The following is a 19,492-nucleotide window of genomic DNA, read 5'->3' as shown; positions in this document are numbered from 1 at the left end:
CGCTGCTGGCGCTGCACGCCTTCGGCGCGCGCATGCGCTGGCCGCTGCCGCCGCGAACGGCGCTGGTGCTGCTGCCGATAACGGTAGCGCTGGGCCTGGCTACCAGCGCCGATCTCGGCGGCCATCCGTCCGCGCAGCTGGGCTGGGCCGGCTGGCCGCTGCTGATGCTGGCCGGCTATGCGCTGCTGTACCGCCAGGACGCGGCGCCGGATGGCTGGAGTGCGACGCTGGCCGGCTGGCTGCATGCGGGCCTGTTCTGGGCGCTGGCCCTGCTGCTCGCCTGGGAGACCAGCTGGCAGGCCGGCGAGCAGGCGGCCGGCGTATGGCGCGCCTTGCCCTGGGGCCTGGTGCCGGCGCTGCTGCTGTGGCTCGTTGCACGCGAACCGCCCGTGCCCGGCTGGCCGCTGGCGCGGCACGCCGAGGTCTACCGCCTGCGCGGTGCGGCGCCACTGGCCGCGTGGCTGTTGCTGTGGACCGCTTATCTCAACCTGAGCAGCGACGGTGATCCCCTGTGGCTGCCCTATCTGCCGGTGCTGAACCCGCTCGATGTCGCGGTCGCCGCCGGCGCGCTGGCCAGCGCGGCCTGGTGGCTGGCGCTGGATGCCGCGCAGCGCCAGGCGCTCGTCCTCGGGCAGCGCAAGCTCTTCATCGGCGTGCTGGGTGCAAGCGTGCTGTTGTGGCTCAGCGCCTCGCTGGTGCGCAGCCTGCACTACCTGATGGGCACGCCGCTGGATTACGCCGGCATCAGCGGCGACGCCCGCGTGCACGCGGCGCTGTCCATCTTCTGGGGCCTGCTCGGCTTCGGCCTGATGCTGCTGGCCACGCGCCGCGGCTGGCGCACGGCCTGGCTGGCCGGTGCCGGCCTGATGGGCGTGGTGGTGGTCAAGCTGTTTTTCTTCGACCTCGACGACAGCAGCCCGATCACGCGCATCGTGTCCTTCATCACCGTCGGCATCCTGATGCTGATCACCGGCTACTTCTCGCCGCTGCCGCCGCGCAAATCCGCCAAGGAAGCCGCCGCATGAAAACCCTGCTCACGCTCGCCGGCCTGCTGTGCCTCTCCGCCGCCCACGCCGCCGAGGCGCCCACGCTGCGCGATTTCGCCTGGCGCCAGACGCTGGAGACCGACGGCCGCCCGCTGCAGGAACTGGCGTTGCCGGACGCGGTGTACGCCAATGCGCTCGACCCGGCATTGGGCGACCTGCGCGTGTTCAACCGCGACGGCGGCGTGGTGCCGCATGCGCTGTGCCCGGCGCCGCCGGCACTCGAGCCCGAGCCGCTGCTGGAGACGCTGACGCCATTCGCCCTGCAGGCGGGCGTCACGCCGGTCGCCGGCGAGGGCGGGCGCATCGAGGTCCGCACCGCGGACGGCGCCAGCGTCGTCGTCAACGGCGCGGCGCCGCGCGGCGCCGGCCCGGAAGGGCCGGTGGCCTACATCCTCGACCTGCGCGGGCGCGAGGAGCCGCTGCGCGCCATCCGCCTGGACTGGCAGAGCGCGGACCAGGCCTCCGAGGCCACGATCAGCCTGCACAGCAGCGAAGACCTGTCGCACTGGATGACGCTGATGCCGAGCGCGACCCTGCTGCACGCGCAGGCCGGCGGGCGTTCGCTGCAGCGCGCGCGCATCCCGCTGCCCGAGCGCCCCTACCGCTTCCTGCGCATCGAGGCCGGCGCGCGCGGGCCGCTGCCACGCATCGGCAGCGCCGTGGCCGAGCGCGTCACCGCGCCGGAACTGGCGCCGCCGGCCTGGTTCGAGACGCGCGCCCTGCCGCCGGACAAGAACGAGTCCGAAACCGCGTTCTGGTTCGATGCGGGGCGGCGCGCGCCGGTGCACAGCGCCGAGGTGCGGCTGCCGGCGACCAACATGGCGCTGGGCGTGCGGCTGCAGAGCCGCAGCGACCCGGCGCAGCCCTGGCGCACGCGCTGGCAGGGCGAGGTGTTCGCGATCGCCAGCGAGAGCGCGCAGCGCAACCAGACCGTGGTGCAGTTCGAACCCAGCCACGACCGCTACTGGCGGCTGGCGGTGGAGCGCGGCGCGGAGACCCTGCGCGGCAGCGTGCCGACGCTGCTGCTCGGCTACCAGCCCGCACGGCTGCGCTTCCTGGCCCAGGGCGAGGGTCCGTTCCAGCTGGCCTACGGCAGTGCGCGCGTGCCGCTGCAGGCCGCGGTCGGCTGCGATGCGCTGCTGGCGAACCTGGGCGCGGAGGAGCGCAGCAAGCAGACCGGGCAGGCGCAGGCCCTGGTCATGCCGGTGCGCGGCAACCTCGAGGTCTTGAAGCCCCTGCCCAAGCCCACGCCGCTGCGCCAGATCCTGCTCTGGGCGGTACTGATTGCCGGCGCGCTGCTGGTGGCGGCGATGGCGCTGAGCCTGCTGAGGAAGCTGCGGCAGGAATAAACCGGGCGATTCCTTTAAAATGCGCGGCTGTTCACCGCCCACGGCGGCCGCCATTTCGATGAAAGCCCACCTGCAAGACCTGCTGCGCCAGGCGCTGGCCGCGCTGGCGAACGACGCGCTGGCCGGCGTGCCGCTGCCGGACGAGATCGCGATCGAGCGCACGCGCGACGGCAGGAACGGCGACTTCGCCAGCAATCTCGCCCTGCAGCTGGCCAAACCGGCCGGCCAGAAGCCGCGCGCGCTGGCCGAGGCCATCGTGGCCAGGCTACCGGCCTCGCCGCAGGTGGCGAAGGTCGAAATCGCCGGCCCCGGCTTCATCAATTTCTTCCTCGCCGCCGGCGCCAGCCAGGCGGTGGTCGGCGACATCCTGCGCCAGGGCGAGGCCTATGGGCGCAGCCGGATCGGGCAGGGGCGCAAGCTGCTGGTGGAATTCGTCTCCGCCAACCCGACCGGCCCGATGCATGTCGGCCACGGCCGCGGCGCGGCCTACGGCGACAGCGTCGCCAATCTGCTGGCGGCGATCGGCTACGACGTCACGCGCGAGTACTACATCAACGACGCCGGCCGGCAGGCGGATATCCTCGCCCTCAGCGTGTGGATCCGTTACCTCGAACTCTGCGGCGAGACGCTGCCGTTCCCGCGCCGCGGCTATCCCGGCGACTACATCCGCGCGAGCGCGCAGACGCTGAAGGCCAGGCACGGCGATGCCTTCCATCATCCGGCCAGCGCCGTGATGCACGCGCTGCCGGCCGAGCCGGTCGCGCCGGAAGAAGCCAGCGACGCGCACAAGGAGGCCCTCAAGGCCCAGCAGGAGGCGCACGCCGATGCGCTGATCAGTCGCATGAAGCAGCTGCTCGGCCCTGGCTATCGTCAGCTCCAGGACCATGCGCTGGCCGAGCAGCTGGCCGCCATCCGCGCCACGCTCGACGCCTTCGGCGTGCATTTCGACCGCTGGAGCTCCGAGCGCGCGCTGGTCGCGAGCGGCAGGGCGCAGCAGGCCATCGCGCGCCTGCGCGCGGCCGGCCACGTGTACGAGAAGGACGGCGCGCAGTGGCTGCGCACCACCGAGTTCGGCGACGAGAAGGACCGCGTGCTGATCAAGGCCGACGGCAGCGCGACCTACTTCTGCAACGACATCGCCTACCACATGGACAAGCTGGACCGCCTCGGAGATGTACAAGCCGCACAGCTGCTGGACGTGTGGGGCGCCGACCACCACGGCTACATCGCGCGCGTGCGCGCGGCGCTGGAGGCGCTGACCGGCCGCACCGACGTGCTCGAGGTGCAGCTGATCCAGTTCGTCACGCTCTCGTCCGGGCGCATGGGCAAGCGCAGCGGCAACTTCGTCACCTTCAACGACCTGGTCGCCGAGGCCGGCAAGGACGCCACGCGCTTCTTCTACCTGCTGCGCGGCAACGATCAGCACCTGGAGTTCGACATCGAGCTGGCGCGCTCGAAGACCAACGAGAACCCGGTGTTCTACGTACAATACGCCCATGCGCGCATCTGCAGCGTCGAGAAGCAGCTGCGCGAGAAGGGCTTCGTCTACGACGAGACGGCGGCACGGGCCGCGCTCGAGCGGCTGACCGAGCCGCACGAGCAGGCGCTGCTGACCCGCCTCGCCCGCTACCCGGAAGTCGTGCAGCAGGCCGCCCAGCAGTATGCCCCGCACAGCCTGGTGCACTACCTGCGCGATTTGGCCGAGGATTTCCACAGCTACTACAATGCCCATCAGTTCCTGGTGGACGACGCGCCCTTGCGCAACGCGCGCCTGGCGCTCATCTGGGCCACGCGCACCGTGCTGCGCAACGCGCTGGGCCTGCTGGGCGTCTCCGCGCCGGCATCGATGTAAAGGAAGGGACATGGGCAAGGATTACGCGGGCCGTGGCAACGGCCGGAAAAACACCCGCGGCAGCGGCATGCCGGGCTGGGTCTGGGCCTTCGTCGGCCTGACCGCCGGCCTGCTGGTGGCCACCGCGCTGTACCTGCGCAAACCGCTACCGGACAGCGGCCGCGCGCTGCCGCCGGAGGAGGCCGAGGTCGGCGACGACACGCGCTTCGACTTCTACGAGATGCTGCCCGATTACGAGGTCAAGGTGCCGGGCGGCGGTGCCAAGCCCCCGGCCCCGTCATCCGACCCGGCCCGGCAGCCCGGTGCCTACGTCATCCAGGCCGGCTCCTTCCGCACCTTCGAGGACGCCGACCGCCTCAAGGCCAGCATGGCCATGCTGGGCGTGGAGTCGCACATCGAGAAGACCCCGCCCGACACCAACGGCCACATCTGGTACCGCGTGCGCACGGCGCCGGAGAAGGATCTGGCGGTGGTCAACGAGCAGCTGCGCCTGCTGCGCGAGAATCGCATCGAGGGCGTACTGATCAAGGCAAACTAGTGTGGTGTCCCGTAAACATCTTTGTCATTCCGGACAAGCCGACAGTTTTCTGTCGCCCCGGCGGAAGCCGGGGCCCAGTGCCTTTGAAAAGGCGGGCGATCCGGAATCCAGAGCCTTTCCAAGGTCGGCGCCATGCCGCCGACGGGTACTGGCTTTCGCCGGGGTGACGGAAAACAATCAGAACTTCCCTAGATTCTTCTCCTGACCGCGAAGTGCAGGCTGATGTCCGCCGAGGCGCCCTCGTGCAGGTCCTCGGCCAGGCCGAAATCCAGATCGATGGCCGGCGTCACGCGCCAGGCCAGGCCGATGATCCCCAGGACCGCGAATTCGTCCAGCGGCTTCAGCTCCGTGTCCCTGAACAGCGTGGAGTGGGCGTAGACCTGTCCCTTGAGCTGCACGGCGTCGGTCCAGCGCCAGCCCAGCGTGTAGCTGCCGAACACGGCGCCGTTCCGGCGCAAGTCCTCGAGGACGTCGCCGTCGCTGGTGTAGAGCGCGCCGAGCGTGCCCAGCCAGCTCCAGCGCGAGCCGGCCGGTTCCGCGCCGTAGGTGAACCACAGCGCCGCATCGGCACCACCACTGCCGGTCAGCTTGTCCGGATCGCCGGTCGGCAGCTTCAGCAGTCCGCTCACGGAAGCGCCGCGGCCCTGCGGCATCCCTTGCAGCTGCCGGCTCAGCACCACGCGGACGTCGCCGACGCCGGCCTGGTTGTCGTCGATATCCACCTCGGTCACGCCGTTGCGCCGATAGAGGTAGCGGATCTGATCGTCCTCCACGTCCGCGCGGCGGCCGCGAGCGAAGCCGAAGGTGTCGTGGAATTCGTCGATGACGTGATCGAGCACGCCGCCCGAATGCCGCATCAGCGGCACCTCCAGCGCCCACTCCATGTGGTCGCCGAAGCCCTGGCGGAAGATGAGGGTGGCGTGCAGCAGCTCACCGTCCACCACTAACTGCTCGGTGCCCGTGATCCTCTCCTCGAAGTGATTGGTGAGGTCGAAGGCGAAATCCGAGGAGCGCGCGCCGGGCGGCAGCACCTGGTAATGGCGCAGGGTCGGGAACCCGAACAGCTGCAGGAATTGGAACTGGTTGAAGGTGGCGAAGGGCTGCAAGGCGGGCTGTGCGGGCGCGGTTTCGGCCCGTGTCGCAGCGATCCAGGACATCGCCATCGCCAGCCCGACGATCGCCCGCATGACCGATCTCGCCATCGACCCCTCCCTGCGATTCCGCAACAGCTGGATGATTGTTCGACGTTGTGCGCACCCTACTACAGCGGCTGCAGCTTCGCATAGCCGACCACCAGCCATTTCGTTCCCGCGGCGTCGAAATTCACCTGGATGCGGGCGCGTTCGCCGTCGCCCTCGAACTGCAGCACCACGCCCTCGCCGAAGCTCGGGTGCAGCACGCGCTGGCCGAGCGACAGGCCGGCGACACGGTCGTTGCGCAGGCTGCCGCTACCGAAGCCACGCGCGCCGAAGCCGCCCAACGGCCGGCTGACATGGATCTGCGGCCGCACCTCCTGCAGGTGCTCCGGCGGGATCTCGCGCAGGAAACGCGAGGGCGTGCACAGGCTCTCGCTGCCGTGCAGGCGCCGGGTCTCGGCGTGCGACAGATACAGCCGGCGCATGGCGCGGGTCATGCCGACGTAGCACAGGCGGCGCTCCTCCTCGAGGCCGCCATCCTCGATGGCGCGCGGATGCGGGAACAAGCCTTCCTCCAGTCCGACCAGGAACACGACGGGAAACTCCAGGCCCTTGGCCGAGTGCAGCGTCATCAGCTGCACGCAGTCGGTGCCGGCCTCGCCCTGGGTTTCGCCGGCCTCGAGCGCGGCATGGGTCAGGAAGGCCGTCAGGGGGTCCAGCTGATCTTCGAGGCCCTCGGATTCCTGGTAGTCGAAGCTGCGCGCGGCATTGGCCAGTTCCTCCAGGTTCTCGACCCGCGCCTCGCCGGCTTCGCCTTTTTCCTTGCGGTAGTGCGGCACCAGTCCGCTGCGCTCGACCACCTGCAGCACGCGCTCGGCCAGCGGCAGGCCCTGCGTGGCGGCGCTCATGTCCTCGATGAGCGCGATGAAGGTCTTGAGCGCGCCGCCGGCACGGCCGCCCTCGGCGGCGGCCTGTTGCGCCGCGGCCCACAGCGATGCGTTCTGCGCGCGCGCGGCCTGGCGCAGCCGATCCACGGTGGCGGCGCCGATGCCACGCGCGGGCGTGTTGATCACGCGCTCGAAGGCGGCATCGTCGTCGCGGTTCTGCAGCAGGCGCAGGTAGGCGAGCGCGTCCTTGATTTCGGCGCGCTCGAAGAAGCGCAGGCCGCCATAGACGCGGTAGGGGATGCCGAGCTGCATCAGCCGCTCTTCGAACACGCGCGACTGCGCGTTGGAGCGGTACAGGATGGCGATCTCGTCGCGCCGCCCGCCCCCGTTGAGCCAGTCCTGGATGCGGCCCATGACGAAGCCGGCCTCGTCGGTCTCGTTGAACGCGGCATAGACCTGGATGGGCTCGCCCTCGCCGCCGTCGGTCCACAGCTCCTTGCCCATGCGCCCGCTGTTGTGCGCGATCAGCGCATTCGCCGCCTTGAGGATGGTGCCGGTGGAGCGGTAGTTCTGCTCCAGACGCACGATTCTGGCGCCCGGGAAGTCCTTGCCGAAGCGCACGATGTTGTCGACCCTGGCGCCGCGCCAGCTGTAGATGCTCTGGTCGTCGTCGCCGACCACGAACACGTGCGCCGATTGCTCCGCGCCCTGGCCGGCGATGAGCCGCACCCAGGCGTATTGCAGGGTGTTGGTGTCCTGGAACTCGTCCACCAGGATGTGCCGGAAACGCCGCCGGTAATGCGCCAGCAGCTCGGCGTGGTCGCGGCACAGCTCGTGCGCGCGCAGCAGGAGTTCCGCGAAGTCCACCACGCCGGCGCGGCGGCAGGCCTCCTCGTAGGCGGTGTATACGCGCAGCATCTGCTCCTGCGCGAAGTCGCCGCTGGCGGCGATGTGCTGCGGCCGGCGGCCCTCGTCCTTCTGCGCATTGATGAACCACTGCAGCGTGCGCGGCGGCCAGCGCGCCTCGTCCATGTCCAGCGACTTCAGCACGCGGCGGATCAGGCGGTACTGGTCGTCGCTGTCGAGGATCTGGAAATTCTGGGTCAGTTCCGCTTCTCGCCAATGCAGTCGCAGCAGTCGGTGCGCGATGCCGTGGAAGGTGCCGACCCACATCGCGCGCACGGGGACGTCGATCAGCTGCTCGATGCGCGAGCGCATCTCGCCGGCGGCCTTGTTGGTGAAGGTCACCGCCAGCAGGCTTTGCGGCGATACGCGCTCGACCTGGATCAGCCAGGCGATGCGGTGCACCAGCACGCGCGTCTTGCCGCTGCCGGCGCCGGCCAGCACCAGCAGGTCGGCCGGCGGCGCCGTCACCGCCTCGCGCTGGGCGGGGTTGAGCGGCTCGATCAGCGGGGTGATGTCGTCCTGCGGAGTCACTGCGCCATTCTAGCAACCCGGTAAGCGGGGCAGTGCCGTGCGTTCCCTGACCGAGGGCTTGGCGTACACTCTGGCTGATCCGGGAAGGGGGATTCGTCATGGCACAGACCGTATTGATCACCGGCTCATCCACCGGCATCGGCAAGGCCACTGCGAGGCACTTCCGCGACCAGGGCTGGAACGTGGTCGCGACGATGCGCACGCCGGAGCGGGAGACCGAGCTCAAGGACGCCGGCAACGTCATGCTGGCCAGGCTCGACGTCACCGACGCGGATTCGATCCAGGCTGCGATCGACGCCGGGCTCAAACGCTTCGGGCGCATCGATGCCGTGGTCAACAACGCCGGCTACGGCCTGACCGGCAGCTTCGAATCCATGACCCTGGAGCGGATCCGGCGCCAGTTCGAGACCAACGTCTTCGGGCTGATGGAGGTCACGCGCCGCCTCCTGCCGCATTTCCGCGCCAACAAGGCCGGCACCGTCATCAACGTGGCCTCGATGGGCGGGCGCCTGACCTTCCCCTTCTACAGCGTGTACCACGCCACCAAATGGGCCGTGGACGGCTTCTCGGAATCGCTGCAGTTCGAGCTGCGCCCGCTCGGCATCCGCGTGAAGATCGTCGAGCCCGGCGCGATCAAGACCGATTTCTACGACCGCTCCGTGGACCTGGCGCATGACCGCGCGCTGTCCGAATACAACGAACTGGTGGACAAAGCCATGCGCCGCATGAACGCGGCGGGCGAGAAAGGGGCCAGCCCCGAGCTCGTCGCCCGGGCCATCTACCGCGCCGCCACCGACGGCTCGTGGCGCCTGCGCTATCCGGTCGGCAGCGATGCCAGGAGCATGCTGGCGCTGCGCCGCGTGCTGCCGGACGCCGCCTGGCAGGCGATGATCCGGCAGGCACTGCTGAGCTGAAGCACGCAACCCTGTTCAGCCGCAGTTCACGAGGCCGGGGGTGAAATGAGCCCGTTCCCGCACCGCGGAAACCGCCCACACGCCATGCGCACAGTGCTGGTCCTGACCGTTCTCGCCCTGCTGTCGCCGGCCGCCGGCGCCTTCACCCTGTTCTCCGAGAAGCAGATGGCCAGCATGGGCGCGCAGAGCTACGCCGAGCTCAAGAGCAAGACGCCCATCTCGAAGGACCCCGCGCTGAATGCGCGCGTGGCCTGCGTCGCCGGCCCGCTCACCGACCTGGCCGGCGGGCGCCGGAACTGGGAGATCACCGTGTTCGACGTGGACGAGGCCAACGCCTTCGCGCTGCCCGGCAACAAGATCGGCGTCTATCGCGGGCTGCTCAAGGTCGCCACGACCCCGGACCAGCTGGCGGCGGTCATCGGCCACGAGATCGGCCACGTGAAGGCCAGGCACAGCAACGAGCGCGTCTCCGCCCAGGTGGTGAGCAAGCTGGGCCTGCAGGCGGTGGAGCTGTTCATCAGCGGCAGGAAAAGCTCGCCCTACATCATGGCCGGGCTGGGCCTGGGCACCCAGTACGGCGTGCTGCTGCCCTTCGGCCGCAAGCAGGAAAGCGAGGCGGACGAGATCGGCCTCAAGCTGATGGCGCGCGCCGGCTTCGACCCGCGCGCCGCGGTGCAGCTGTGGCGCAACATGCAGAAATCCACCGGCAAGGGCCCGCCGGCCTTCCTGTCCACGCACCCCTCGCACCAGCAGCGCATCCGCGACCTGGAACACCGCGTCCCGACGGTGCTGCCGCTGTACCAGGCTGCGAGCAAGCCGCGCTGCGGCTGAACTTAGATCGGCACCTCGTCGACCGCGTCGGCGGCGGCGTCGATGCCGTCGTGCGCCGCGTTGCCGGCCACCGGCACGATCGACACCACCGCACCGACCACGCGCATCGGCACGGTCACCAGCTTGGTCAGGACGCAGCCGCTGAGGGTCGCGGCGAGCAGCAGTACGGCCAGGGCTTTCGTCAGGTTCATGACAGTCTCCGGAGCAGGGGTCTTGGCGAATTCAGGCTAGCAAGCCGGGCGCTGGCGGACAATCCGGCTAGTCCTCCTGCGCCGCCTCGACCAGATCGGCCAGTTCTTCGGCGATTTCCTCGGCCACATCGCGGCAGGCCTCGAACCAGCCTTCGCCGGTAGCGCGCTCGGCGCCCTCTTCAACGCCCAGCAGGACAGCGTCACGGGCGCGCGTCAGCCGGATGCGGTAATTGATCCGGTAATAGCGGCCGACCCAGATGCTGCGCTCGTACTCGATCCCGGACAGCTCGATGTCCGCGATCGCGTCCGCCTGTGCGGGACTGTCCACCAGCCGCCAGCCGGCGTCGTGCAGATGTTCCATCACCGGCGGGCCGCAGCCTTGCGTGCCCGCACCATCCCCGCTCAGGCGCGGCCATATCGCTCTGATCGCCGGCGCCGGCTTCGGCGCCGTGTCGCGGGTTTTGGATGCCGTCGCGGCGGCTTTTTGCGGTGGCGCCGGCCGGGCGCGCGCCTTTTCGCGCGCACGCACGATGGCCTTGTCCACTTCAGCCTTGAGCCAGGGCGCACGCGAGAGATGGAAGACTCGCTGGCGTGCCCGCAACTCCAGCCGCTCGCCCTGCAGCCGCGGCACGGTATCGATAATAACCCTGAGCAGGTTCGGCGTGGCATCGTCCGCCATGCGGATCACGAGGCGGCCGTCGGGCCGCAGTACGTAATCCCCCTGGCGCCTGCGTCCATCCAGCCCGGTGATGGCGGCGCGACCATCGGCCGTCAGGCTCAGCACGGCGAATTCCGGGTACACGCCGTAATCGGTGTTGTACCAGTCGCCGACCAGCGCGGCGGCGGCCGGGGCAGCCCGCGCCAGGCTCCCGTGCAGGCAGGCCAAGGCCATGATGCAAAAGCACAAAGTCCGGCGCATGCGGGACAGGATACACCCCGGTCGGGCGCGCGGACTTTCAGGGGATGGCGAAGTCAAAGATAATCCGTGATCGCCTGTGAAACCCGCGCGCATGAAAAATCCGCTCCCTGGCCTGCTCGCCCTGGCCCTGCTCACCGCCTGCGCCACCTCGCCGCTGGGGCGCAAGACGCTGCGCTTCTTCCCGGAAGGCGAGATGGCGCAGATGGGCGCCGCGGCCTTCCAGGAGACGCGCGAGAAAACCCCGGAATCGAAGGACGGCAAGCAGAACGCCTATGTGACCTGCATCGCCGGCGCCCTGACCCGCGAGGTCCCGGGCGACCAGGCCTGGGAGGTGGTGGTGTTCGAGGACAAGGCCGCCAATGCCTTCGCGCTGCCCGGCGGCAAGATCGGCGTCTATACCGGCCTGCTGCGGGTGGCGCGCAGCCAGGACCAGCTCGCCGCAGTCATCGGCCACGAGATCGCGCACGTCACCGCACAGCACGCCAACGAGCGCGTGTCCACGGCCTTTGCCGCGCAGGCCGGCCTGAACATCGTGGACGCGATCTACGGCGGCACCAGCGCCGGACAGAACGCAATGGCGCTGCTCGGCCTCGGCACCCAGGTCGGCATCCTGCTACCGTTCGGCCGCGCACAGGAGAGTGAGGCCGACCTGCTCGGGCTCGACACCATGGCGCGCGCGGGCTTCGATCCGCGCGAGGCGGTGACGCTGTGGCAGAACATGGCCCAGGCCGGCGGCGGCGCGCCGCCGGAGTTCCTCTCAACCCACCCCTCGCACGACACGCGTATCGAAGACCTGCAGAAGCGCATGCCCGAGGCGCTCAAGCTCTACGACGCCGCGCGCGTGGCCGGCAAGAAGCCGAAGTGCGGCTAAATTGGACTACCGGCCGTCCTTCTCCGGAATGACGAGGGGTTAATTTATTTCTCGCCGATGATCTCGTTGAGCCCTTCGACCAGCCGGTCGAGTTCGGCGGAACCGACGCGACCCAGTTTCCTGCCCAGTCGCTGGACGGAAAGGGTGCGTATCTGGCTGATCTTGACCCACGCAGGCTTGCCGGCCCTGGTCGGCTTGAGTTCCAGCGTCAGCGGAAACCCGGCGCGCTGGGGTTGACTGGTGAGCGCCATGGCAATGACCGTGCCGGAGCGCTCATTGAAGATATCTGCGCTGACGACGACAACAGGCCGGCGCCCGGACTGTTCATGTCCAACCGTGGGGTTGAGTTCGGCCCAGTAAATATCGCCCCTCAGGATTCGGGCCATTCGGCAAGATCCTTTGCCAGTCCTTCGTCGGCCAGCGCCTGTTCTTCCGCCGGCTGGAGTTTGGCGCATTCCTGCGCCAGGCGCCCACGTTCCATGCGTTCGAGTTTTTCGCGCACGGCCTCCTGGATTGCGCGACTGCGGTTCGCAAACTTGCGGGCGCGGACCAGCTGATCGATGCGCCGCAGCTGTGCGTCGTCAATCGTGATGGCAATTTTAGCAGTGCGCATGGGTTACTCAGTATGATGAAAATCATACCGCATGTTCTGCCCGGCTTGCCAACCAGGCCCGGCGGCTACCGTGGCGCACCGCCGGCCCGTTCGATCTCTTCCGCGTAGTGACAGGCCACGCCGGTGCGCGTGGGGCGCAGCAGGCGCAGGTTGGGGATTTCGCGCGCGCAGCGGTCGTGCGCGAAATGGCAGCGCGTGCGGAACAGGCAGCCGCTGGGCGGCTCGGCCGGTGAGGGCAGCTCGCCGTGCAGGATGATGCGCTGGCGGCTGCGCTCGATCTGCGGGTCGGGCACCGGCACCGCCGACAGCAGCGCCTTGGTGTAGGGGTGGCGCGGGTAGGCGAACAGGTCCTCGACCGGCGCCTGCTCCATCACGCGGCCCAGGTACATCACCATCACCTTGTGGCTGATCTGGCGTACCACCGCCAGGTCATGCGCGATGAACACCAGGCCCAGGCCCATCGCCTGCTGCAGGTCTTGCAGCAGGGCCACGATCTGCGCGCGGATCGAGACGTCCAGCGCGCTCACCGCCTCGTCGCAGACCAGCACGCGCGGGCGCACCACCAGCGCGCGGGCGATGCCGATGCGCTGGCACTGGCCGCCGGAGAACTCATGCGGGTAGCGCTGCAGGTGCTCGGGCAGCAGCCCGACGCGCTCCAGCATCTCGCGCACGCGCGCCTCGCGCGCGGCGGCATCCAGCTCCGGGCACAGGTTCTCCAGCGGCTCGCTCAGGATCTCGCCCACCGTCATGCGCGGGTCGAGGCTGGCGAGCGGGTCCTGGAACACCAGCTGGATGTGGCGCCGGATCGCGCGCCGCGCCTCCTCGCCGAGGCGCGTGACGTCGGTGCCGTCGAGGATGACCGCGCCGGCCGCGGCCGGCTGCAGGCCGACCAGCGCGCGCGCCAGCGTGGACTTGCCGCAGCCGGACTCGCCGACGATGCCGAGCGTCTCGCCGGGCTCGAGGTCGAAGTTCACGCCCTCCACCGCCTTCAGCCACAGCGGCGCCTGCCAGGGCCGGCGCGCCGGCAGCGGGTAGTGCACGGCCAGCTGGCGCACCAGCAGCAACGGATGCGGGCGGGCGCTCACAGGGCGACGTCCAGGCGCGGCACGGCGGCGAGCAGCGCGCGCGTGTACGCCTGCCGCGGCGCGTAGAAGATCTCCTCGGCGACGCCGCTTTCGATGACGCGGCCGTCCTGCATCACCAGCACGCGGTCGCAGTTGCCGGCCACCACGCCGAGGTCGTGCGTGATCAGGATCATCGCCATCTCGAAGCGCTCGCGCAGCTCGCGCATGAGGTCGAGGATCTCGGCCTGCACGGTGACGTCGAGCGCGGTGGTCGGCTCGTCGGCCACCAGCAGCGCGGGCTCGCACAGCAGGCTCATGGCGATCATCACGCGCTGGCGCATGCCGCCGGACAGTTCGTGCGGGTACTGGTTCAGCCGCCGCGCCGGATCCGAGATGCGCACGCGTTCCAGCATTTCCGCACAGCGTTCGCGCGCCGCCGCACCGGTCTGCCCCTTATGCAGCGCCAGCACCTCGGCCATCTGCGTGCCGATGCGCAGATGCGGATTCAGCGAGGTCATCGGGTCCTGGAAGATCATGGCGATGCGGCGGCCGCGGATGCGGTTGAGCGCGCGCGGCGGCAGGCCGATCAGTTCCTGGCCCTCGAAGCGCGCCGAGCCGCGCACCTCGCCGTTGGCGTCGGTCAGGCCGAGCAGGGCCAGCACGGTCTGGCTCTTGCCGGAGCCGGATTCGCCGACGATGCCGAGCGTCTCGCCCTGCGCCAGCGCGAAGCTGACGTCGCGCACGGCCTCGATCCGCTCGCGGCCGCGGCGGAAAGTCACGCTCAGGCTGTTGACTTCGAGCAGCATGTTCAGGCCTGTGCTGATTCCAGGGTCGTCACCCCGGCGCAAGCCGGGGTCCAGCGACTTTGAAGGCACTGGATGCCGGCCTTCGCCGGCATGACGGGCGCCATGGGCACCGATTCAGCGGTCTTTGGGATCCAGCGCATCGCGCAACCCGTCGCCGATGAAGTTGAAGCAGAACAGCGTCACCGCCAGGAAGCCCGCCGGGAATACCAGCAGCCAGGGCGCGGTGTCCATTTCCTGCGCGCCTTCGTTAACCAGCGCACCCCAGGAGGTGGCCGGCTCCTGCACGCCCAGCCCCAGGAAGCTCAGGAAGGACTCCACCAGAATCACCTGCGGGATGGTGAGCGTGACGTAGACGACCACCACGCCGAGCAGGTTGGGCACGATGTGGCGCTTGATCACCTGCTCGTCGCGCGCGCCGGCCATCCAGGCCGCCTCGATGAATTCGCGGCGCTTGAGCGACAGCGTCTGCCCGCGCACGATGCGCGCCATGTCCAGCCAGTTGACCAGGCCGATGGCGATGAAAATCAGCAGCAGGTGCCGGCCGAAGAACACCATCAGCAGGATGACGAAGAACAGGAACGGCAGCGCGTAGAGGATATCGACAATGCGCATCATGACGCTGTCCACGCGCCCGCCGAAATAGCCGGCGATGGCGCCGTAGCTCACGCCGACCAGCAGGCTCACCAGGGTCGAGACGATGCCGACCATCAGCGAGATCTGCCCGCCCTGCAGCACGCGCACGAACACGTCGCGGCCCAGGCTGTCGGTGCCGAACCAGTGGTGGTTCTCCAGGCTGGGCGCGCCCCAGATGTATTCCCAGTCGATGGCGTCGCCGCTGTGCGGGCTGACGAAGGGCCCGATGAGCACCAGCAGCAGCATGAGCGCCAGGATCAGCGCGCTGGCCAGCGCCGCCTTGTTGTGGCGCAGCCGCTGCCAGGCATCGCCCCAGAGTGCGTTTGCGCTCATGAATACTTGACTCGCGGGTCGAGCCAGGCGTACAGCAGGTCCACCAGGAAGTTGAACAGGATGATGAGCATGCCGTAGAACAGCACCACGCCCATCACCAGGGTGTAGTCGCGGTTGAGCGCGCCCTGCACGAAGTAGCGGCCCAGGCCGGGGATGCCGAACACGCTCTCGATCACCACCGAGCCGGTGATGATGCCGGCGGTGGCCGGCCCTAGGAAGGACACCACCGGCACCAGCGCCGCCGGCATGGCGTGGCGCAGGATGACGAGGTGCGTCGGCAGGCCCTTGGCGCGCGCGGTGCGCACGAAGTTGGAACGCAGCACCTCGATCATGCTGCCGCGCGTCAACCGCGCGATGTAAGCCAGCTGCGGCATGGCCAGTGCCAACACCGGCAGCAGGTAGTGCCTCCAGCTGTCGAGCCCCCCGGCCGGCAGCCAGTCGAGGTACACGGCCAGGCCCAGCACCAGCAGCGGCGCCAGCACGAAATTGGGGATGGAGATACCCAGCATGGCGATGCCCATCACCCCGTAATCGGTGGCCTGGTTCTGGCGCAGCGCGGCCAGCGTGCCGAAGCCGATGCCGAAGAGCAGCGCCACCAGCATCGCCAGCAGCCCGAGCCGCAGCGAGACCGGAAAGCCGTCGGCGATGAGCTGGTTGACGGTCAGGTCGCGGTACTGGAAGGACGGCCCGAAGTCGCCGCGCGCGATGTTCCACAGGTAGCGGCCGTACTGCCGGTATAACGGCTCGTCGAGGTGGTACTTCTGGTTGAGATTGGCCTCGATCTCGGCCGGCAGCTTGCGCTCGGCGTCGAACGGCCCGCCCGGCGCGAGGCGGATCATGAAGAACGCGATCGTGAGCAGCACGAACAGCGTCGGGATCGCGCCCAGCGCGCGGCGCAGGGAGTAGCTCAGCATGGGTGCGTGCAGCTCGCGCTATTCGTCATTCCGGCGCAAGCCGGAATCCAGCGCCTGTCATCACAAAGGCCCTGGACCCCGGCTTTCGCCGGGGTGACGGATTCGATCGCCTGAGCACTACTTTGCATGTGACTCAATCCACAGGTGCTTGCTGGCGTGGTGGTTCATGATGTTGCCGACATAGCCCTTCACGTAGGGCTTGACCATGCGCTTGTTGACGTAGAAATACACCGGGATCAGCGGCTGGTCGGCGAGCAGCTGGCGCTCGGCGGCCTCCAGCAGCTCGCGGCGCCGGGCGAGGTCCGGCTCCACCGAGGCCGCGTCCACCAGCGCGTCGTACTGCGGGTTGGCGTAGCCGGTGCCGTTGAGGCCGAAACGCGAGTGCATCAGCTCGGCGAAGGTGAAGGCGTCGTTGTAGTCGCCGACCCAGCCGGCGCGGTACACCTGCGTCACCTTCTTGGCGTTGACGTTCTGCAGCAGGACCTTCCACTCCTCGTTGATGAGGGTGACCTTGAGGCCCAGCGCGGATTTCCACATCGCCGCCACCGCGGCCGCGATCTTCTTGTGGCCCTCGCTGGTGTTGTAGCGCAGCTCGATGCTGAGCGGCCGCTGTTCCGGCGGCACGGCCTGCTCATACAGGCGCTTGGCCTCGGCCAGGCGCCGTTCGCGCGGCCAGTCGGCCCAGTCGGGTTTCTGCATCGTGTAGTTCATGATCCCGGGCGGCACCCAGCCATAGGCCGGGATCTCGCCGCCGCGCGTGACCTTCTCCACCAGCGTCTCGCGGTCCAGCGCCATGGACAGCGCGCGGCGCAGCTTCGGGTTGTCCTTGAACGGCGGCCGCTCCAGGTTCAGGCCGTAGTAATAGGTACTGATGGACGGGTGGGTCCGGTATTCCGCCGGCAGCCGCCGCCGGGCCCAGTCCAGGCGCGGGATGGGCACGGTCTCGGTCATGTCGAGTTCGCCGGCGAGGTAGCGCTTGAACTCGGCCTCGGCGTTGTCGATGACGAGGAACTTCACCGCATCGATCCGGGTGTTGGCGTTGTCCCAGTAGTGCGGATTGCGCTCGGCCAGCACATGCGACAGCGCCACCCATTCCTTGATCGCATAGGCGCCATTGCTGACGGCGTTGCCGGGCTGGGTGAAGCGATCGCCATGCGCCTCCACCGCCGGGCGGTACACGGGATAGCTGCTGGCATGCGCCAGCAGGCCGATGAAATAGGGCGTCGGCGCCTTGAGCCGGATGCGCAGCGTGCGCGCGTCCAGCGCCTCCACGCCCAGCGCCGCCGGCGGCTGCCGGCCGGCGATGATCTCGCCGGCGTTCAGGATCGGCGACAGGATGGCGGAGTAGCTGGAGCCGGTGGCCGGATCCACGCTGCGGCGCAGACTGTAAACGAAGTCCTCGGCCGTGACCGGCTCGCCGTTCGACCACCTGGCGTTCTCGCGCAGGTAGAAGGTGTAAACGGTGCCGTCCTCGGAGATTTCCCAGCGCTCGGCCACGCCCGGGATCAGGGTGCCGTCGGGCGCCTCGCTGACCAGCCCTTCATACAGGTCGCGCAGGATGTTGGACGAGGTGGTGCTCTGGGCCTTGTGCGGGTCGAGCGACTCCGGCTCGGCGCCATTGCCCCGGCGCAACAGGCTGCGCCCGTCCGGCAGGGTCGCCGGCGCAGTCACGCGGATGGGCAGTTCCTCGCCCTCGCCGCCGCGGCTGCAGGCGGCGAGCAGGACCAGGACGACGGACAGGAATGCGGAGCAGACGGCGCGAATCGGCATGGCCGTCATCTTATCAGGCGGATCGCTGCAGCCGCGCGCCGTTTTTCTTCAGGTGCACCAGCAGGATCGACACCGCCGCCGGCGTCACGCCCGGGATGCGGCCAGCCTGGCCGAGGGTGGCGGGTCGCTGGGCGCTGAGCTTCTGCCGCACCTCGTTGGACAAGCCGGCGACCTGTGCATAATCGAGATCGGACGGGATGGCGCTGTCTTCGTACAATCGCGCGCGCGCGATCTCGTCCTGCTGGCGCGCGATGTAGCCGGCATACTTGCACTGGATCTCGACCTGCTCCGCGACCTTCGCATCCGCCACGCCGGGGCCGGCCTCGGGCAGGGCCATGAGGCTGGCGTAAGTGATTTCCGGCCGGCGCAGTGCCTCGAGTACGCTCACGTTCGCGCCATCCGCCAGCCGTACGCGGGTGCGCGCCAGCCGTGCCGTCTCCTGCTCGATCGCCGCGCGCTTGGCGCTGAACGCTGCCCAGCGCAGATCGTCCACCAGGCCGAGCCGGCGGCCGGTCTCGGTCAGGCGCAGGTCGGCGTTGTCCTCGCGCAGCAAGAGGCGGTACTCGGCACGGGAGGTGAACATGCGGTAGGGCTCGCTCGTGCCGCGCGTGATGAGGTCGTCCACCAGCACGCCGATGTAAGCCTCGTGTCGTTGCGGCCACCAGGCCGGGGCGCCCTGCGCCCTGAGTGCGGCGTTCAGGCCCGCGAGCAGGCCCTGCGCGGCGGCCTCCTCGTAGCCGGTAGTGCCGTTGATCTGGCCGGCGAAGAACAGGCCCTCGATGAATTTCGTCTCCAGCGAGTATTGCAGGTCGCGCGGATCGAAATAGTCATACTCGATGGCATAGCCCGGCCGCACGATGCGCGCCCGCTCCAGGCCTTCGATGGAATTCACCAGCGCGACCTGCACGTCGAACGGCAGACTGGTGGAGATGCCGTTGGGATAGATCTCGGAGGTGTCGAGGCCCTCGGGCTCGAGAAAGATCTGGTGGCGTTCCTTGTCGGCGAAGCGCATCACCTTGTCCTCCACCGACGGGCAGTAGCGCGGGCCCACACCCTCGATCACGCCGGTGTACATCGGCGAGCGGTCCAGGCCACCCTTGATGATCGCGTGGGTACGCGCATTCGTATAGGTGATGTGGCAGGGCACCTGGCGGGGGTGCTCGTCGGCGCTGCCCAGGAAGGAGAACACCGGCCGCGGCTCGTCGCCGGGCTGCGTTTCCAGCCGCGACCAGTCGATACTGCGGCCGTCCAGGCGCGGCGGTGTGCCGGTCTTCAGCCGGCCGACGCGGAACGGCAGCGCGCGCAGGCGCTCGGCCAGGGCGTTGGAGGGCGGGTCGCCGGCGCGGCCGCCGGCGTAATGGGTCAGGCCGACGTGGATGCGGCCGGCG

19 protein-coding genes are annotated in these 19,492 nt (G+C 69.2%); 7 read left to right on the top strand and 12 right to left on the bottom strand.

Annotated features, from left to right (window positions below; genetic code table 11):
• The 4 genes from VNJ47_00800 to VNJ47_00785 all read left to right on the top strand — a co-directional run.
• The coding region (locus VNJ47_00800) for a DUF2339 domain-containing protein (protein ID HXG27373.1) at window positions 1-1,025 on the top strand (1,025 nt) is incomplete at its 5' end.
• A complete protein-coding gene (locus tag VNJ47_00795) occupies window positions 1,022-2,395 on the top strand; it encodes a DUF3999 domain-containing protein (GenBank protein ID HXG27372.1) in 1,374 nt (457 codons plus the stop codon). The genes VNJ47_00800 and VNJ47_00795, both read left to right, overlap by 4 nt.
• A gap of 58 nt (window positions 2,396-2,453) precedes the next feature.
• Window positions 2,454-4,247, top strand: coding sequence for an arginine--tRNA ligase (gene argS / locus VNJ47_00790; protein HXG27371.1), 1,794 nt, complete (start codon window positions 2,454-2,456; stop codon window positions 4,245-4,247).
• Window positions 4,248-4,257: 10 nt separating this feature from the next.
• The gene (locus VNJ47_00785; GenBank protein HXG27370.1) at window positions 4,258-4,785 is read left to right on the top strand and encodes an SPOR domain-containing protein; all 528 of its coding nucleotides are present in this window, start codon (window positions 4,258-4,260) and stop codon (window positions 4,783-4,785) included.
• Window positions 4,786-4,973: 188 nt separating this feature from the next.
• On the opposite strand, the gene VNJ47_00780 is transcribed toward VNJ47_00785, so the two are convergent.
• Window positions 4,974-5,987, bottom strand: a complete 1,014-nt coding sequence (locus tag VNJ47_00780) for a DUF3187 family protein (GenBank protein HXG27369.1) — start codon at window positions 5,985-5,987, stop codon at window positions 4,974-4,976.
• A gap of 59 nt (window positions 5,988-6,046) precedes the next feature.
• A complete protein-coding gene (uvrD, locus tag VNJ47_00775) occupies window positions 6,047-8,245 on the bottom strand; it encodes a DNA helicase II (GenBank protein ID HXG27368.1) in 2,199 nt (732 codons plus the stop codon).
• Window positions 8,246-8,343: 98 nt separating this feature from the next.
• Between uvrD and VNJ47_00770 the strand changes: the two genes are divergently transcribed.
• Window positions 8,344-9,159 (top strand): SDR family oxidoreductase, encoded by an 816-nt coding sequence (locus VNJ47_00770; GenBank protein ID HXG27367.1) that lies wholly within the window; start codon window positions 8,344-8,346, stop codon window positions 9,157-9,159.
• Window positions 9,160-9,243: 84 nt separating this feature from the next.
• Window positions 9,244-9,990, top strand: coding sequence for a M48 family metallopeptidase (locus VNJ47_00765; protein HXG27366.1), 747 nt, complete (start codon window positions 9,244-9,246; stop codon window positions 9,988-9,990).
• A gap of 2 nt (window positions 9,991-9,992) precedes the next feature.
• On the opposite strand, the gene VNJ47_00760 is transcribed toward VNJ47_00765, so the two are convergent.
• Together VNJ47_00760 and VNJ47_00755 are read right to left on the bottom strand one after the other, a co-directional pair.
• Window positions 9,993-10,181 (bottom strand): DUF6726 family protein, encoded by a 189-nt coding sequence (locus tag VNJ47_00760; GenBank protein ID HXG27365.1) that lies wholly within the window; start codon window positions 10,179-10,181, stop codon window positions 9,993-9,995.
• A 67-nt stretch (window positions 10,182-10,248) separates the two neighbouring features.
• Window positions 10,249-11,073 carry a hypothetical protein gene (locus VNJ47_00755; GenBank protein HXG27364.1) on the bottom strand — a complete coding sequence of 275 codons (825 nt, stop codon included), beginning with the start codon at window positions 11,071-11,073 and terminating at the stop codon, window positions 10,249-10,251.
• Window positions 11,074-11,191: 118 nt separating this feature from the next.
• Between VNJ47_00755 and VNJ47_00750 the strand changes: the two genes are divergently transcribed.
• On the top strand, window positions 11,192-11,971 hold the full coding sequence (locus tag VNJ47_00750) for a M48 family metallopeptidase (protein HXG27363.1): 780 nt from the start codon (window positions 11,192-11,194) through the stop codon (window positions 11,969-11,971).
• Between the two features lie 44 nt (window positions 11,972-12,015).
• Here VNJ47_00750 and VNJ47_00745 read toward each other — a convergent pair whose 3' ends face one another.
• The 8 genes from VNJ47_00745 to mnmG form a co-directional block, all read right to left on the bottom strand.
• Window positions 12,016-12,357: a type II toxin-antitoxin system PemK/MazF family toxin gene (locus VNJ47_00745; GenBank protein ID HXG27362.1), complete on the bottom strand. Its 342-nt coding sequence runs from the start codon at window positions 12,355-12,357 to the stop codon at window positions 12,016-12,018.
• Window positions 12,342-12,584 carry a ribbon-helix-helix domain-containing protein gene (locus VNJ47_00740; protein HXG27361.1) on the bottom strand — a complete coding sequence of 81 codons (243 nt, stop codon included), beginning with the start codon at window positions 12,582-12,584 and terminating at the stop codon, window positions 12,342-12,344. The genes VNJ47_00745 and VNJ47_00740 overlap by 16 nt, the downstream gene beginning before the upstream one ends.
• A 65-nt stretch (window positions 12,585-12,649) precedes the next feature.
• Entirely contained in the window at window positions 12,650-13,669 is a 1,020-nt protein-coding gene (locus VNJ47_00735; GenBank protein HXG27360.1) for an oligopeptide/dipeptide ABC transporter ATP-binding protein, read from the bottom strand.
• Entirely contained in the window at window positions 13,666-14,454 is a 789-nt protein-coding gene (locus VNJ47_00730) for an ABC transporter ATP-binding protein (protein ID HXG27359.1), read from the bottom strand. Before VNJ47_00730 ends, VNJ47_00735 begins: the two co-directional genes overlap by 4 nt.
• Before the next feature lie 114 nt (window positions 14,455-14,568).
• Window positions 14,569-15,420 (bottom strand): ABC transporter permease subunit, encoded by an 852-nt coding sequence (locus VNJ47_00725; GenBank protein ID HXG27358.1) that lies wholly within the window; start codon window positions 15,418-15,420, stop codon window positions 14,569-14,571.
• Window positions 15,417-16,334 carry an oligopeptide ABC transporter permease OppB gene (oppB, locus tag VNJ47_00720; protein ID HXG27357.1) on the bottom strand — a complete coding sequence of 306 codons (918 nt, stop codon included), beginning with the start codon at window positions 16,332-16,334 and terminating at the stop codon, window positions 15,417-15,419. Before oppB ends, VNJ47_00725 begins: the two co-directional genes overlap by 4 nt.
• 117 nt (window positions 16,335-16,451) lie before the next feature.
• Entirely contained in the window at window positions 16,452-18,104 is a 1,653-nt protein-coding gene (locus VNJ47_00715) for a peptide ABC transporter substrate-binding protein (GenBank protein ID HXG27356.1), read from the bottom strand.
• Window positions 18,105-18,117: 13 nt separating this feature from the next.
• Window positions 18,118-19,492 (bottom strand): tRNA uridine-5-carboxymethylaminomethyl(34) synthesis enzyme MnmG (gene mnmG, locus VNJ47_00710; protein HXG27355.1); only part of this gene is annotated, 1,375 nt, incomplete at its 5' end.

It is taken from the genome of Nevskiales bacterium (assembly GCA_035574475.1).
In the GTDB taxonomy this organism is placed as follows: Bacteria; Pseudomonadota; Gammaproteobacteria; order Nevskiales; family DATLYR01; genus DATLYR01.
This window is presented reverse-complemented; position numbering and strand designations above follow the sequence as displayed.

Bases quoted from the DNA above. Each gene is read 5' to 3' on its own strand.
- VNJ47_00780 (HXG27369.1), bottom strand. From the start codon at position 5,987: ATGGCGAGATCGGTCATGCGGGCGATCGTCGGGCTGGCGATGGCGATG.
- oppB (HXG27357.1), bottom strand. From the start codon at position 16,334: ATGCTGAGCTACTCCCTGCGCCGCGCGCTGGGCGCGATCCCGACGCTG.
- VNJ47_00750 (HXG27363.1), top strand. From the start codon at position 11,192: ATGAAAAATCCGCTCCCTGGCCTGCTCGCCCTGGCCCTGCTCACCGCC.
- VNJ47_00715 (HXG27356.1), bottom strand. From the start codon at position 18,104: ATGCCGATTCGCGCCGTCTGCTCCGCATTCCTGTCCGTCGTCCTGGTC.
- VNJ47_00755 (HXG27364.1), bottom strand. From the start codon at position 11,073: ATGGCCTTGGCCTGCCTGCACGGGAGCCTGGCGCGGGCTGCCCCGGCC.
- VNJ47_00765 (HXG27366.1), top strand. From the start codon at position 9,244: ATGCGCACAGTGCTGGTCCTGACCGTTCTCGCCCTGCTGTCGCCGGCC.
- VNJ47_00740 (HXG27361.1), bottom strand. From the start codon at position 12,584: ATGCGCACTGCTAAAATTGCCATCACGATTGACGACGCACAGCTGCGG.
- VNJ47_00745 (HXG27362.1), bottom strand. From the start codon at position 12,357: ATGGCCCGAATCCTGAGGGGCGATATTTACTGGGCCGAACTCAACCCC.
- VNJ47_00760 (HXG27365.1), bottom strand. From the start codon at position 10,181: ATGAACCTGACGAAAGCCCTGGCCGTACTGCTGCTCGCCGCGACCCTC.
- VNJ47_00725 (HXG27358.1), bottom strand. From the start codon at position 15,420: ATGAGCGCAAACGCACTCTGGGGCGATGCCTGGCAGCGGCTGCGCCAC.
- VNJ47_00795 (HXG27372.1), top strand. From the start codon at position 1,022: ATGAAAACCCTGCTCACGCTCGCCGGCCTGCTGTGCCTCTCCGCCGCC.
- argS (HXG27371.1), top strand. From the start codon at position 2,454: ATGAAAGCCCACCTGCAAGACCTGCTGCGCCAGGCGCTGGCCGCGCTG.
- VNJ47_00730 (HXG27359.1), bottom strand. From the start codon at position 14,454: ATGCTGCTCGAAGTCAACAGCCTGAGCGTGACTTTCCGCCGCGGCCGC.
- VNJ47_00785 (HXG27370.1), top strand. From the start codon at position 4,258: ATGGGCAAGGATTACGCGGGCCGTGGCAACGGCCGGAAAAACACCCGC.
- VNJ47_00770 (HXG27367.1), top strand. From the start codon at position 8,344: ATGGCACAGACCGTATTGATCACCGGCTCATCCACCGGCATCGGCAAG.